Consider the following 15,802-nt stretch of genomic DNA (forward strand, 5'->3'; position numbering starts at 1 on the left):
GCAATCATAAAATAACTACTTCCTAGTTCTTCCAATAATTCGGAATTTGACTCCTAATTTAGTCATAATTATTTAATTATGGGAATAAAGTGATATGTTTACAAAATTATGGAAATGATTTATAATTAACCATAGTATAAAAAGAAATATTAGAAAGGGTGATGTTCATATCCTTAGTTTATTTCCGCCTTTTAATATGGTTATGTATTTAAGAGAGTAGCTTTTTATTTCAAACTTAATTAGGAGGATGTATATTTATGAAAAATAGTAGAATTGTTGTTACTGTCCTTATAGCTCTATTTCTTATATGTTCCGTTGGAACATCTTCTTTTGCAGCCAATTCCAATTATGCCAGTTCTAAGATAGATACGGCCTCTCGTATCGCAACATATGGTCAAGCTAAAGAAATTTATAGTAAAGCTACGGGTGAATTAATTGGTTATGTAAGTATCGAGTATACTAAAGATATAGTTAATGGACGTCCGCAGTTTGGTGTAGTATCTGCTTCAACTGTTTATTTTGATTACTATCATGGCGATGCTGTAATTTACGGATTTACTGGTGATTATGTATACGTACGAGCTAATTACAATAAGTTAGGACTTGATGTCGGTTATAGAGAATTCACATTCTTGCCGTAATTGTACATTTGATATTGAAGATCTTAAATATGAATAATCTCCTTTAAGTAGCAGTAAAAGAAATTACTTCCACCCCATGCTTGGTGAGGAATATTCATAGAGGGATTTAGCTAAAAATGAAGTCTGACTTATGTGAATTTTCGGAAAATTAAGGTGAGTAAAATTACTTACATGATGGATTTCACAAATAAAACCATAAGAACGGGGGGCTGTTTACAAATTGATCAAGCCCCCGTTGTATTGTGTAGACACTAAAAACACCTAGTCTGTAAGCTGTTGCCGGTACTCCACTGGAAGCTGCTTATTTTGCTTACGTTGCGGCCAATGTTAGTTATATACGAAATATCCTCTTCTATTCATAATTGTGCGTCATCCTTAATTGTATATGTTTATGATAAGGGAACATGTAGTAATAATAAAATAAGATGATCTCCATAGAAGCATTTTCATAACAACCCCATCGATGAGACATGATGATTTGAACAGAGCCAATGCAGAATGACACTAGAGCAACCGTTATAATATGGCTCTCGTAGATTCACGAACTATCAAATCTGCTGGGAATACTTTGTGCGCGTGCGTTATTTTCTTATTGATCAAATCAAACAGGATCTTTATCGTCTCTTCAGCAATTTCTTCTACCGGCTGTCTAATCGTAGTAAGTGAAGGATTATAATAAAAGGATATATCCAGTCCATCAAAACCCGCAACTGAGTAATCCTCTGGAACCCTCTTCTCGGCCTCAAATATGGCTCTACATGCGCCAACTGCTAGATTATCAGAGATAGCATAAATAGCTGTAAACTCTTCATTAGACTCCAGCATATCTTTGGTAACTGTATATCCATTCTCCATGGTATAGCTCTCAATATTTTCTTTCATACACCATACCAATTGTGCATTATAATCTATCCCATGATCTTTAAGAGCTTGTTTATATCCTTCGTATCTTAACTTACCAATACTCACATCATCCATAGCTGCTGTAATGATTGCAATTTTTGTATGGCCCTGATTACATAAATAGTCTACCATTCTATAGCTTTCTTTAAAGTCATCCACTGATACTGAAGAATAATTATTCAGATCAAACTCTTCGGTCATCCCAATTGTACTAAGTACAAAAGGTACAGTTAATTGATTTAGCTTTTCTTGGGAGTGTGAAAAATATCCTCCCAAAAACACAATACCCTTCAACCGCTTTTCTTTCTCTAGTTCAATAGCCACTTCGATTTCATCTTGATTTTCATCTACCCGTTGCAAAAAGAAAGAATATTTCTTCCTCTGAATTTCTTGTTCAAATACCTTAATCATATGATTGAAAAAAGGATTGGTAATTCCCTTAATCAAAACGGCAATTGTTTTCGAAGCAGAACGCTTCAAATTCCTCGCGCTGTTATTTGGAACATAATGATTTTCTTTAATCACCTTCATAATCATCGCTTTGGTTTCTTCACTAATATCCGGATGATTATTCATAGCTCTAGATACTGTTGTTACCCCAACTCCACACATTTTGGCAATATCAATAATTGTCATTCGTTCCATAGTGTTTGTTCTTCCCTTACAGTGTAGTTTCATTCATCCATCAATATATCAATTAAAGTTGCGTGAAACCAATAAATCAATAGGTTCTCCTATAATTCCAACAGCTGTGATGAGATAAACTTATTCTATATCAAAATGTAAATTACATACAAGTGCAACAAAAGTAGGATCTTCTTGGTGTCGATATCCCCAAGAAAGAACCCTACTCTAATCCAAAGAATAATAAGTACCGATGTACATATTGTAAGCTACACCCAAGAGATAAAGCTTATCCCTTAACAGCCCCTGCAACAACACCCTCAATAATATACTTTTGACAGGTCAGATAGAATACTACAATAGGTATAATAGCTAAGACTAACATTGCCATCATGGCTCCCATATCGATTGATCCATATCCACCCTTTAGGTACTGAATTGCAATTGGAATAGTTCTGTATTCCGTACCAATAACTAGGAGTGGTAGTAAGTAGTCATTCCATACCCACATTACATTTAGAATGGCTACAGTGATTGCGATGGGCTTAAGAATTGGCAGTACTACTTTAAAGAACGACTGAGCAGGATTACATCCATCAATCATAACGGCCTCTTCAATCTCAAGCGGTATTGATTTGACGAACCCACTAAATAAGAATACCGACAAGCCGGAACCAAATCCCAGATATATTAATATAATTCCTATTGGATTATCAATACTTAAGACGTTGGCAACCTTTGTCATTGTGAACATAACCATTTGGAATGGAACGATCATCGAGAATACAAATACATAGAACAATAGGCTATTAAACTTTGTCTTAACTCTTGTAATATACCATGCTGTCATTGATGTAAATAAAACAATAGCGGCAACGGAACACACTGTAATAAACAGTGACATACCAAATGCCGATCCGAAACCAATCTTAGTGATACCACTAGTATAGTTACTTAAGCCGGCAAAAGTATCACTATTAGGAACTGCAAAAGGAGTATCACTAATGAAGAATTTACCTTTAAAGGAGTTCATGAGAACGATGAAGATTGGCGACAAAAATAGAATAGCCAAAACTGACAAAATGATGTATAGAATATAATCACTTACTCTTGTTTTTGTCTTATTCATCAATTCTCAACTTCCTTTCTTCTAGTAATAACAAGTTGTACTAATGCGATTAGTGCCACTAAAACAAAGAATATGACGGCCTTAGCTTGCCCCACGCCTTCATAACCCGTTTTACCATAGAAGGTGTTGAATATATCCAAAGCTAACATAGCTGTTTGTTTAGATGGTGCTCCGGCTGTCAAGGCCAAGTTTTGGTCAAACAATTTGAAGGAATTCGATAAAGATAGGAATAAACAAATTGTAATAGCTGGCATAATTAGCGGTAAGGTTACATTACGTAACACTTGGAAACGAGAAGCTCCGTCAATTTTTGCTACTTCGATCACATCTTTAGGAATATTCTGAAGACCCGCAACATAGATAATCATCATATAACCGATGAGTTGCCAGTTCATTAGAACGACTAATCCCCAGAATCCATATTTAGCATCAAATGTTAAAGTCACATCAAATTTAAACAAAACACCATTTATAATCAATTGCCATATATATCCTAATACGATACCGCCGATTAAGTTTGGCATAAAGAATACCGTTCTAAATAAATTAGTACCTTTTTTCCCCCGGGTTAACAACAACGCTATGATAAACGCAAATAGATTGATTGCTACTACTGCTACTAAAGTAAATGCTACTGTAAACCAAAGAGCGTTTAGAAAGTCCTGGTTAGAGAATGCCTTGATATAATTGCTTATGCCTACCCATTTTGCGTCATTCACTGTCGTGAATTCTGTAAAAGACAAATATACACCTAAGATAAATGGTATTAAAAATGCCACCGTAAAGGCTAGTATAGTTGGCAATGCAAAGAGCGCAAAATATTTTTTAATCGACTTTTGCATATTCTCTTCTCCTATCAAAAAGTTTAGAGTTGAACTATCTAAACTCATCCATTGATGTATTATGCCACTGAGCACCCAAAGGTACACAGTGGCATATCGTAATTCTACCTGCTTATCATACTAATTATTTTGCCTTTTCAGACTTCCACGAATCTTTAAAGATAGTTACGACTTCATCCCAAGGTTTGTTTCCTTGAGCATATTCTAACAATGCATCACCAAAAGTGTTCTTGAAATCTTCACTTGGGAATGCTGCAAATGTCCATGCTACGGAAGTAACGTCTTTGGACATCCATGCCATTACTTCTTTGGCCAATGGATCAGCTGGTCTTTCAGCTTCCGTAAATGTATTAAATGGTGAGATAAATCCTAATTCGTTAGTTACATAGTTTTTACCTTTTTCACTGGAGTACAACCACTCTAAGAAAGCAATGGATGCTTGTTGTTTCTCAGCAGATACTTTGCTGTTAATTACGAAATAGTTTTCTGTACCAATTGCCAAACCTTGTTTCTCTTCACCAGGCATACCTGTGTAGATTGGTAGGTACTTAACATCATCAGCACTTACTACGTTACCTTTAACCTCATTAATTTGTGCCCAAGCCCAGTTACCATTTTGAACCATAGCCGATTGACCAAGTGCAAATTCAGCCATAGAATCCGCTACAGATTTACTACCCAATAGAGTACCTTTTGTTACGGAATTGTTGATGTATAAGTCAAAAATGTTCTTGAAGTTACTTGCATATTTAAATTCAACTTCCTTAGTATCTAAGCCAGCCAGAACAGTATTGTCAAAATTTGTGTTGTCTTTAAATTCATAGAACAACGGCAAGTTAGCCAAGTGAGTTTGCCATCTCCATTGTTCACCAGCACCTAGAGAAGTAGAAGAAAATACGCCTTTAATTCCCAGTTGGTCTTTCTTAGCCGTCATATCTTCAACAACTGCTTTTAACGTATCATAGTTGTTAATTTCAGATGTTGCAGAGATTGAAACTGCTTTGTCAGCCAAAGCGAAGTATTTCTTCATAATTGCTTCATTGTAGATGATACCGTAACCTTCAACTACATAAGGGATACCGTAAACGCCATCTCCACTTGTTACTGCCAAGCTTTTATCAGATAAGTAGCTGTACAACTTCGAATCCTTCAAATCCAATGCATAATCTTTCCAAGCTTCATAACCAACAGGTCCGTTAATTTGGAAAATCGTAGGAGCATCTTTCTTAGCAACTTCCGCTTTCAATTGAGTCTCGTACGTCCCAGCGGCAGCAGTCACCACTTTAACTTTAACACCCGTTTCAGCTTCATAATCCTTAGCAATCTTCTCATATACTGGAGCTATTTCAGGCTTGAAGTTCAAGAAATAAATTTCTTCGGCTTTAGATGTTGTTGTAGTATTAGTTTTTTCTTCACCCTTATTTCCATTGTTTGCGCTATTATTTTCTTTAGTGCCACATCCCGCTACTAGTCCACCAACCAAAGTCAACGCAAGAGCAAGTCCCAAAACCTTTTTAACTTTCATCTTTTTCCCCCGCTTTTCTAGTAATTTATTTACTACTACAGTTTCGAAATACATTTCAAGAATCCCCTTGATTGAAGGCAGTGATTGCGCTTCCAATTTAATTGTCGGAATCCTTTTCGGTAACGTTTCCGAACCTTGGTTTTATCCTAGCATACTGCCCTATACTTTGCAACAGATTTTCGTCTGTACTATGTAACGAGAAACTTTAATGATTAGTAAAAAGCAAATGACTACTAACATTAACTTATTCATTTGCTCTCCCCAATCCTATGCAATAAATTATGTATGCCCATAGCAATATACACTAAGCAGGGGCTCTTCTTATAATATAATAATAAACTTTGCTTGTGTTAATGAATCTTATCTACTCTTGTACGCTTTAATTAAGTCACTAACGAGTACGCCATCTATCTTCATGCCTTCTATATTACAATTATTAACAGAAAGATTATGCAGATTAGAATCATGGATATAAGCGCCTGCTAGTGAGACATGGCAAATTTCAACTTTTCTCATATTGGAGTCTCCAAATATCGAATGACTCATATTCGTATTAGTAATATGCGATCCTGATAAATTGATGTTTTGGAACTTTTGACAGCTCATATTTGAATTCGAATAACTTGAATTTGCTAAATTCACATCATAGAAATCAGAATCTTGCATACTGCACTCTCGAAAATTATGTTTATTTAACCCCTTTCGGGTAGCAAAGTCCCGCGTTTCCAATTGTTGATCAACAACTTCTTTACGATAATATCGTTCATCTTGATCTTCAGACATTAACTTATAACCATTCTTCTCATAAAAATAATGATTTCTAGGGCTCTTCTGACTGGTATCTAACGTCCAAGTTCTAATCTGTGGGAATAAATTTTCAATATGTTGTAGAACGATCGAGCCAATTTGTTTACCTTGAAACTGTGGATCAATATACAAACGGTCGATTCTCGCATGTTCTCTTCCCGTAGTTGAGATAAGAACTACTCCAACAAGTGTATTTTGTAAAAGAATCTTGTAATAGTGTCCACTCCTAGCATGATATTGTTGCATCGCTATCGAATCGAAACCTGGTATATACGGCCTTTCACCGTCTGTGTACCATTTTGATGCCTCATCTTCTTCAACATTCACCATCAAATCTCTAATCTGCTCCGCATCAACTTCCGTTGCCACTTCTAATTTTATTTGATTATGCACTTTGACTCCCCCTGTTTCTAAGCATTGATTTTGGTTTTGAGCCATAACAAATAACCTATACTTCCACCTACAAAGTTTAGAATAACATCATCTATATCCCCTGATCCTACTTTAAGAAAGGTCTGCATGAACTCTAAGATCAGGATTGAACTTATAAAATAGATCGAGAATACCGGGTATTTTCTCAAGTGCTTAAATATTGATGGCATTAGAACTCCAAAAGGAACAAACACTCCGATGTTTCCAACTAAGTTAACAATTGTGGTCGTTATATTCTGTTGATTTACATTCATGATATAACTCCAGATGGTTGTAAAAGGGATATAATTAAATCTAAGTTCAGCATGACTAGATCGACCAAATCCCCTGAACATCCAGTATATTAAACATGTACTATAACCTATGAAGATCATCCACGTAAGCAACTTCATTATTGGTTTGTATTTACTCCCCAACGGTTCACCTCTATTCTTACTCATGCTTTTCTCATATACCGCCTACTAAACAAGTATACTCCCAACATAAAGTAACCTGCTGATAATAAAGTCAGCACGATGAGCTCAGGAAGGATACCGAAGAAATCCGCATCATTAATCAGGATCTTGTTCATGGCATTTACAGCATCAAGTGTCGGCATTAGCGTCAGTAATTCGATCTCTTTGCCCATAATAGTAAAGAGTTTAACAGGTGGAACCTTGAAGAAAATACCTGCCAAGAACATCATTGGAGTTACAACAACATTTCCAATAATGAATGCTTCCAAAGATGTTTTACAAAAAGCTGAAATAATCATACCTATCCCGATCGCAGAGAAGGTAGCGATTAACCCAACAAGATATGCCAGACCAAATGAACCCGTTGTTGTGAACCCTAGCATTAGGCTAGTTGCAAATACCATGGGTAGCATTACGGCCGCTAGAAGCAGTTGAGATAGGCTGACTCCTGCATATATTTCAAATGGCTTAATTTTTGACAAAACAATTCTTTGAATCGTCCGGTTCTCTACTTCCTTGGTCACAACCATCGAGCTTAGAATAAGTAGAAAGAAAACGGAGAATACCATTAAGCCTGGCGCCATATTCTCGAATTCCGATTTAATTTTCGTTGATTCTGTTTCTTCATACACAATCTCAATTGGATTGTCCACCATAACCTTTGTCCATACAAAGTTATGAATGTGGTTCTCCACAAAGCTACTAATTAAGTTATACGATATGTAAGAGGGATTTCCTGTTATGGGCACTCGAACTGAGGATGTTTCTCCACCTTGTCCGCTGTTATGTAACGATTCGCTAAAGTCAGATGGGATGTAGAGATGAGCATCATATTTTTGCTTCTTTATTCCATTTAAAACCTGTTCTGTATCATAATCAACCATGACAACAGAGAACATCAAATTACCGTTAGGATATTTGCTATTCTGAAATTCATAGATTAATTTCTCACCCATAACTCCTACATCATCATTTGATATTCCTAAAGTATAGGTATAGAATCCTTGGCCAAAAGCTAATCCAAATATGATGATAAAAATGACAGGGGAAAGCAGCGTTAAAACAAGTGCCTTATAATCACGAATTTGCTCAATTAAGCTTTTCTTAAACACAGCTAACAATCTCATTCTCGTAGGCTCCTTCCAGTCAGCTTTATGAAGACATCCTCAAGCGTACTCTGCCTTAAGCTAACTGTAACCGGATCACCGCATAGAGAACTCATCTTACTAAGAATATTTGGTGCCTCAGCCGCTAATCGATTACCCGTGACACGTATGGTTTTATCATTGACCTGGACCTTATATGGGACGGACTTCCACTGCTCGGTTACCACTACAGGTTGCTCATACAATATTTCCATGGTTTCCTCAGGTGCAATTCGCTGGCGGAGCATCGTTGGCGTATCACAAACCAGTACTTTACCTTTGTCCATAATAGCTACCCTAGAGGACAATCTCTCTGCCTCATCCATATTATGTGTGGTTAATAGTATCGTTTTGGATTTGGACATGAACTTAATAAAGTCCCTGACAAGTATTCTACTCTGTGGATCGAGTCCTGCTTCAGGTTCATCTAGTATGACAATATCGGGATCATGAATAACGGACATAATCAAATGCAAACGTCTCTGCATGCCCCCTGACAACTTTTTAGCCCATACCTTTCTTTTGTCCGATAAGCCGACCATTTCTAACAAAGATAAGGAGCGTTTCTTTATTACCTTTGTATCCAGTTTGTAGAGATTTCCCATGAAATGTAGTTGTTCCTCACAAGTCATAAAAGGCCAGAGCTGTAATTCTTGCGTACATACACCAATCATGCCACCTCTAGTGGAACCTCCCTTTTGATAAGTAACACCGTTCATTTCGATAGTACCATCATCCATTTCCAATACTCCGGTGATCATATTAATTGCTGTTGTCTTTCCTGCTCCATTAGGCCCTAGCAAACTGAATATTTCACCTTGTTTCACGCTCACAGACAAGTTGTCGACAGCTTTAAAGTTCCCGAAACTTTTACTTAATGACTTTAATTCGAGTGCATTTTGGTTTACCACCTTTTATCACTCCCTACATTTCCTAATCTCAACAGAAAATAAGGCCACAATTTATTGTGCAGATTATCCCGCTTCTCACCTCCAAATTATCTAAGTTTCTTCTTCACTTACTTAAATGAATTCTAAGGAAATCAATAATTTTAGCAAACGCATTTTGAACGGAAGGATCTTCAAAATTCTGATCAAAAACATGATCAGCGCCTTCTATAGTTATTAACTTTGTTGTAACCCCATGTTCTTTGAGTTTCTCATACATGATTAATGATTGTTCATAGGGAACATCCGTATCTTGATCTCCATGGAGTAATAAGGTAGGTGGAAATTCGCTACTGAGGCGATCGATAGGATTGTATATCATTAACTCTTCTCGATCATTAACTCGATCCAGGCCAGTTACCTCATTGACCCAGACACCATGTTGCCGACAATAGAGATAGAAATTAAATCTCTCCCACGCACCCTCCGAGGTATCTGTATTTCCTACATATTCAGACGCATTATTTCTATTCAAAATTGGCTTCTTACAGTAATACTCACTAGGTTGAGCAAGCCATTCCCCTAGAATATCTCCGTATCCATACAAAGAAACGATAGCTTGAGGTTTGACGTCCATAGTTCCCATTAACATGCTAAGGAACCCACCGACAGAGCTACCCACTAGAGCCATGTTATTCGTGTCAAAATCATACCATTGCTTGGCTTTGGTCCTAACCCAATCTATTGCGTCTCTTATATCTTCGATGATTACATCCAATTTCGTTTCGGGAGCTAATCGATAATCTATGCTGATCACACTAAATCCTGCGTTAGTATAAAAATCAATTTGTTCAGCAGGCAACCACGTTCTTGATCCAAAAATCAAAGCTCCTGCATGAATATATATAATTACGGGAGTATCGCTACCCTGGTCATATACATCTGCACTAATAGAACAATTATTCAGTTCCTTATAGACCTTTGTTTCTTTCATATTCATATCCTCCTGAGTTTGAAATGTCTCGGTATGGCCCGAGGAACAACTTGTCACTCTATGTGATAATGAACAAGATAGATGTAGTTCCGTTAATACAAATCACTAAGTGGTTTGAACTTTGAATGTTGTGTCAGTTCTGATACGATAACTCCTTGATCAGAATCAATAATTGTAAAAGCCCTTGCCGTGTCTTTTGTAGAAATTACTTTATATTCATTATCCTTAAATATCATTGCACAATTATTCTCAACTGCGATTCCAGGTAACCCGCTCCCTTGAACCATACGCATAAAATCCTCTGAACGATTATCCTCGTCATAATGTGGACAATGGATCCCTCTCAATAGTCCCATCGCTTCTAATTTTATATACTTCCATCCTTTATTACCCTCAAATGCCTCTGAGTCACTATGACCATACTCAAACCAGCATATGGAACCTGCGCTTAGTCCAGATAGTACTGTTCCAGAAGCATATGCTTCTTTCAAAAGAGTATCGACCCCAGTTTCCCTCCAGATCTCTAGCATCTTCGCGGTATTACCCCCACCTACATAAATCAAATCAGCAGACATGATTGCATCAACAATTTCTTCATGTGTATAACTGTTAGTTGCAAGTAATAAGCTTCTTGTCTCACAACCTAACCGATCACCGTATACGCTTGCAAAAGAATCACAATAACCTAGTGCATCATTGCTAGCTGTGGGAATAAATAATGCCTTGGGTTTCAACTTGTTTGTTAAATTTACAACCTCACGATCGATTTCCAATGTCTCAAGTTCACTTAATTCTCCTCCACCAATAACTACAATGGTTCCCATGATTTTTCCTTCTTTCTTATTTTAGCCAAAGCCTATTAATATTCTGAATACCGAGGAATGTCATAATATAATAGATATGCAACTGAACGTATTTTTTGACCAATTGGCACGCAAATGGTTTTCAGTTACTTCTTCCTCCAAAGTGATGTCCCCAAAAAGGGAACTCCGAATTTCTCATCACTTTCACTACATTCTGTCATCAGCCTGTACTCTACACAGTCAAAATAATCTTGAAATAGTATCTTCAACTGTTCTTCGCTATACGCTTGTCCGCCTTTCATATTCCGTTCGCGATACACTTCCCAGTCCGTTGTGTCGAGTGCCCCGCCGATTTCAGCAAATCCAGGGGCAAAGCAGCTTAACCCAAAATATCCACCTGGCTTCAGCGCTTTATTCAACATTTCAATATATTCGATCCGTCTGTGTGGCCAAATGTGGTGTAAACATCCTGAATCGTAAACGAAATCATATTCTTCAACCGCTTGAAGTTCAAACAATGAGATACACTGAAAATTCACATCAACGTTATGTTCATTTACCCTATCTTGAGCCCATCTTATTGCCTCTTCGGAAATATCAACAGCATCGACTTTAAAGCCTCTCTGAGCAAGGTATATCGCATTTCTTCCAGGTCCACATCCTACCTCTAACACTTTTCCAACTTGCACATGTCCTGAATCAAGATAAGACACCAGATTCTCATCAGGGTGATTGATAAAAAACGGAACCTTCTTACTGCGATCACTATAGAACTTATCCCAGAACAAGACTGGTTCGCGCATCAATGCATCTAGCATGTTGAGAATATCATCTGTATTTTTAATCAATTCATTAGGCATCTGTGACTACTCTCCTTAAAAAAATTATGTTTAGCTCAAAGAACTTCTGATGAATTCGACAAGTTCTTTCTTTTCTTGATTAGGTAACCACTCCGTTAACCTAGCTGCAGCAACAGGAACCATCCATTGGTTAATCTCTTCCATGGTTATCTCCGAGTTATTCAAATATTCCTTAGTGTAAGCAGCACGGAGCTTATTTCTTATAAGTGCAATTAAACCTGCAATGATTTTTGGAGTTTCTTCAGATGTACTCCCCAGCTTCAGCATTAATATAGTCCTAGCCACATCTCCGGCTGGATTGCCTTCCATTCCTGTCATCCAGTCGATAACCCATTCTTTCTTCTCTCCGAGCATGATATTGTCAGGGTGAAAGTCTCCATGACAAAGTTTAGTGTCCTCTTTAAGGGCCATTAACTTTAAAATGATTGTGTTCTTCTCTTCTGTTGTTAATAGCGGGGCATGCTGAATTCGGTCTATTAAAATATCCCGTTGTTTTGGCAGGTTTGATACTGATCTTGAGTGAATATCACGATGAAGTGTTGCCATTTTTCTACCGTGTTTAGTGGTTGTCCAAATCTTTTTTTCGAGTGTTTTGAGCATGGTTACACCGACAACTTGAGAGTAAATAATCCCCTTGCGCCCTTCATAATCAATTATCTCAATGGGCCTGGGACACGATAAACCTAAATTAAATACCGCCGAACTAATATTGAATTCATCACTACTTAGATGTTCAGGAATACCTGGACGAAATAGTTTTAATATTTGATCCTTGCCATAAGATAAAATCTCTGCTGTCCTACCAACTGCAATTATTTCATTCGTATTAGCCATCCGTAAATTCTCCTCTAAATTAATTTCTGATTAACTACGACGAATACAAATAACCCACAGCGCAGACTTGTCCATTTCAGGAATAACACGTCAACGGTGTGGGGGAATCATTTTAGCATTTGTGTTTTTTTATATGTTGTTTAATCTTTGATTAAGTTCTTTATCATAATGATATCTCTACCATAAACCTCGGACTCAACAACATCTACTGCATGATACCCTAGATTCTCATAAAATTTTTGCCCTGTTATACTACTAGGAAGTTTAAGTAATGTTATTCCAGAGTCAATGGCAATCTGTTCAATATAATGAATCAGTTGCCGCCCAATTCCCTTATTGTGCTGCTTAATATCGATAAAAACGGTATATATAGTATCTTTATCAAGGCTTGCAGTACCAATAATTGAATTATCTTTGATAGCAACATATACTTTCCTGCATGTTGATAGCTCAGCTATATACTCTGGAGTAAAAATTTCATATATATTGTTAATAATCTTTTCTGAATAGTCTTTAATATTTACTTTGATTAAATTCTCTCTAATTATGTTTGAAATGGAGTGACTATCATCCGAACTATATTCCCTTATCACTACTGGTGAGTCCAAACATGTCACCTCTATTCCGATTATAACTTCGACACATAATAGGTGTGTTGCTTCTCGATTAATTCTAGGATTTCCGGTATATCACTTTGCGAGAATCTTGGTAAACTAATTAGTTCACTACCACATCTAAAAAATCTGCGACCATCCGGATATGTATATTCGTAACCATCTAATGTATCTTTACATTTTCCACACTTATAACAACCTGTATATTTATAATTGAACTCTTCAACCACCGCTCTTACACCTTCATGGAATATTAGTGAATATTTCTTAGTAGCATAAAATTTCATTTTTAGATGAGGAATCCCTTCCTCAATGGAGAACTTGAGCAAATGTCTCTTTGTTTTGTTGTTTGTAAAAACATAATTTATTGCTTGGGTCTTTGCTTTTCTAGGTTTGTATCCTAGATGAATTACATAATCCGCGATTTGAGCGTATAAAAGTTTATCCTCATCATCCAATAGAATGAAAAATTCGTCTAACCCAATGCTCATAAATATCCTCCATCTTCAAATTTATCTTGAGAGGCTTAGACTTCAATGATTCCTTGCACTTCATATGGGTAGTCAATTTGTTGTTTGATAATCTCTACTGCCTCTTGGTTTACAAAAAGCTTAACAACATATAACGCAAGGTCAATAGAGGTCGATACTCCGCCAGCTGTTATCAGATCTCCATCTTTCACAATCCTAGTTTTAATAACTTCTGCACAATACGGTTCAAGCAACTCGTAGACATTAGGATGGGTTGTCGCTTTCTTATTCTCTAAAAATCCTGCTGCTCCAAGTAAAAGCGAACCTGTACAAACAGACACTTTGTATTTAACTTTGTCAGCTTGTTTTAACCATGTAATAAATTCGTCATCGTATCGAAGTTCACGTGTTCCCATTCCTCCTGGGACAAATAATAAGTCATATTCAGAAAGGTCTGGTTTGACCCGATTTACTTTAACAGTTAATCCTAATTCATCGGAGATTTCTTCTGAGAGTCCACAAATGTCCCAAGTGGTCCCTTTAGTCTCTTCAAACATATTCAAGCGATAGATGACATCATAAAATCCAATAAAATCTAGAAACGTCATTCCATTAAAGATAACAAAGGCAATTTTCATAAAAAAACCTCGCTCCCCGTTTCTAAAATCTCTTCCTAATCATTCTAATCTGACCTCTATGATTAATCTCGTCCTCAAACACGTGATACCACATAAAGTAGTAATTTGCCTGTTTGTTATACCAAAACTCCTCTTGCTTATATAACCAGTCGTCATTAACTCCTTGGAACAATTCATACGTTCTTTGCCTTACTTCATTCATCTTATCTAAATAAAAATTTAAATCGTTCCCTTTAATCTTATCTCGGCCTTCTTCTCCTAAGTTTAGAGCTGGCCTCCAAACGGCTAACTCTTCTTCTGACAAGTGCCTCCCTTCAAACGTCTCAACTTGGTAAGCATATTCTACCGCAGCAAAGTGTAACAATAATGCACCAATCGAATTACTTTCAGAGTCTAATAAGTAATCTAATTCGTCAACAGATAGATCCTTAGTCGCTTCAATGGTTGTGTGTCTAGCGTAATTCATCATAGAGATCAGGCGACTGATTTGAGGCGTAAATTCGGGGATATCCGTGATGAGATAAATATTATCCATATTGATCATTTTAAATGCCTCCGGTTCAAATGATTTTTATTATTTCATGTGGATCATCGATTAAATAGTTGGGTTCCTCAGATAATAGTAGGTCTCTGCTGTAAATACCCCAGGAGACAGCAATGACTTCCACATTATTTCTCTTACAAGCCTGAATATCCCTAACCTCATCCCCAATATAAATCAGTTCTTGATTAGATAATTGATGCTCCTTCATATACTTCTTAATGGCTTGGTCTTTACCCATTAGTCCTTTTGAAGAACTTATATGCTGAAATAAGTTGATCTGTTTACTGTTTAAGTAGTAGGTGATATTTAATTCTGAATTCGAAGTAAGAATGGATAGCACATACCCCTTATCTTCCAATTGCCGTGCGACCTCTAGTACTCCATCGCAGAAATCAACCGTTCCCAGATAAGATTTATACTTCTCTTTAAAGTCTTGACCGATCCTTCTCATCCTCAGCACCTTAAAGATTGATACTTCAAGTGCCTTTAATTTCTGTCTCAGGGGGAGATTCATCATATTTTGAAACTCTTCCTGAGATAACTTCTTGAGTTTGTATTGATCAGCTAACTCGTTATACACCTTAACAATTACTTTAGTCGTATCTACAAGTGTTCCGTCAAAATCAAAAACGATATGCTTTCTCAAATCTCCCCC

18 protein-coding genes are annotated in these 15,802 nt (G+C 36.8%); 1 reads left to right on the forward strand and 17 read right to left on the reverse strand.

The annotated features are described in order from the left end of the window. The first annotated feature begins 257 nt into the window (after positions 1-257). Entirely contained in the window at positions 258-641 is a 384-nt protein-coding gene (locus NST85_RS20220) for a hypothetical protein (protein ID WP_341190199.1), read from the forward strand. Between the two features lie 516 nt (positions 642-1,157). Here NST85_RS20220 and NST85_RS20225 read toward each other — a convergent pair. The 17 genes from NST85_RS20225 to NST85_RS20305 all read right to left on the reverse strand — a co-directional run bounded on the left by NST85_RS20225 (position 1,158) and on the right by NST85_RS20305 (position 15,793). Then, a complete protein-coding gene (locus tag NST85_RS20225; protein ID WP_341190200.1) occupies positions 1,158-2,189 on the reverse strand; it encodes a LacI family DNA-binding transcriptional regulator in 1,032 nt (343 codons plus the stop codon). Positions 2,190-2,457: 268 nt separating this feature from the next. Beyond that, positions 2,458-3,297: a carbohydrate ABC transporter permease gene (locus NST85_RS20230; RefSeq protein ID WP_341190201.1), complete on the reverse strand. Its 840-nt coding sequence runs from the start codon at positions 3,295-3,297 to the stop codon at positions 2,458-2,460. Then, positions 3,297-4,139, reverse strand: a complete 843-nt coding sequence (locus NST85_RS20235; RefSeq protein ID WP_341190202.1) for a carbohydrate ABC transporter permease — start codon at positions 4,137-4,139, stop codon at positions 3,297-3,299. The genes NST85_RS20230 and NST85_RS20235 overlap by 1 nt, the downstream gene beginning before the upstream one ends. 124 nt (positions 4,140-4,263) lie before the next feature. Further along, positions 4,264-5,718: an ABC transporter substrate-binding protein gene (locus tag NST85_RS20240; RefSeq protein WP_341190203.1), complete on the reverse strand. Its 1,455-nt coding sequence runs from the start codon at positions 5,716-5,718 to the stop codon at positions 4,264-4,266. Between the two features lie 306 nt (positions 5,719-6,024). Further along, entirely contained in the window at positions 6,025-6,864 is an 840-nt protein-coding gene (locus NST85_RS20245; RefSeq protein WP_341190204.1) for a GNAT family N-acetyltransferase, read from the reverse strand. Between the two features lie 17 nt (positions 6,865-6,881). Further along, complete coding sequence (locus NST85_RS20250; RefSeq protein WP_341190205.1) at positions 6,882-7,343, reverse strand: VanZ family protein; 462 nt, start codon at positions 7,341-7,343, stop codon at positions 6,882-6,884. After that, positions 7,340-8,485 (reverse strand): ABC transporter permease, encoded by a 1,146-nt coding sequence (locus NST85_RS20255; RefSeq protein ID WP_341190206.1) that lies wholly within the window; start codon positions 8,483-8,485, stop codon positions 7,340-7,342. Before NST85_RS20255 ends, NST85_RS20250 begins: the two co-directional genes overlap by 4 nt. Beyond that, positions 8,482-9,414, reverse strand: a complete 933-nt coding sequence (locus tag NST85_RS20260) for an ABC transporter ATP-binding protein (RefSeq protein WP_341190207.1) — start codon at positions 9,412-9,414, stop codon at positions 8,482-8,484. Before NST85_RS20260 ends, NST85_RS20255 begins: the two co-directional genes overlap by 4 nt. Before the next feature lie 103 nt (positions 9,415-9,517). After that, positions 9,518-10,384: an alpha/beta hydrolase gene (locus NST85_RS20265; RefSeq protein WP_341190208.1), complete on the reverse strand. Its 867-nt coding sequence runs from the start codon at positions 10,382-10,384 to the stop codon at positions 9,518-9,520. 92 nt (positions 10,385-10,476) lie between these two features. After that, positions 10,477-11,208: a Type 1 glutamine amidotransferase-like domain-containing protein gene (locus NST85_RS20270; RefSeq protein ID WP_341190209.1), complete on the reverse strand. Its 732-nt coding sequence runs from the start codon at positions 11,206-11,208 to the stop codon at positions 10,477-10,479. Between the two features lie 125 nt (positions 11,209-11,333). After that, a complete protein-coding gene (locus NST85_RS20275) occupies positions 11,334-12,047 on the reverse strand; it encodes a class I SAM-dependent methyltransferase (RefSeq protein ID WP_341190210.1) in 714 nt (237 codons plus the stop codon). 30 nt (positions 12,048-12,077) lie between these two features. Then, positions 12,078-12,881 (reverse strand): phosphotransferase family protein, encoded by an 804-nt coding sequence (locus tag NST85_RS20280; RefSeq protein WP_341190211.1) that lies wholly within the window; start codon positions 12,879-12,881, stop codon positions 12,078-12,080. Between the two features lie 140 nt (positions 12,882-13,021). Next, a complete protein-coding gene (locus tag NST85_RS20285; protein ID WP_341190212.1) occupies positions 13,022-13,489 on the reverse strand; it encodes a GNAT family N-acetyltransferase in 468 nt (155 codons plus the stop codon). 20 nt (positions 13,490-13,509) lie between these two features. Continuing rightward, positions 13,510-13,986 (reverse strand): hypothetical protein, encoded by a 477-nt coding sequence (locus NST85_RS20290; protein ID WP_341190213.1) that lies wholly within the window; start codon positions 13,984-13,986, stop codon positions 13,510-13,512. Between the two features lie 35 nt (positions 13,987-14,021). Then, entirely contained in the window at positions 14,022-14,603 is a 582-nt protein-coding gene (locus NST85_RS20295; protein ID WP_341190214.1) for a DJ-1/PfpI family protein, read from the reverse strand. A gap of 22 nt (positions 14,604-14,625) precedes the next feature. After that, positions 14,626-15,147: a DinB family protein gene (locus NST85_RS20300; protein WP_341190215.1), complete on the reverse strand. Its 522-nt coding sequence runs from the start codon at positions 15,145-15,147 to the stop codon at positions 14,626-14,628. Between the two features lie 16 nt (positions 15,148-15,163). Next, entirely contained in the window at positions 15,164-15,793 is a 630-nt protein-coding gene (locus NST85_RS20305) for an HAD hydrolase-like protein (protein WP_341190216.1), read from the reverse strand. Positions 15,794-15,802: the final 9 nt, after the last annotated feature.

Source organism: Paenibacillus sp. FSL K6-2524 (assembly GCF_038005525.1).
Lineage (GTDB): Bacteria > Bacillota > Bacilli > Paenibacillales > Paenibacillaceae > Fontibacillus > Fontibacillus anaericanus.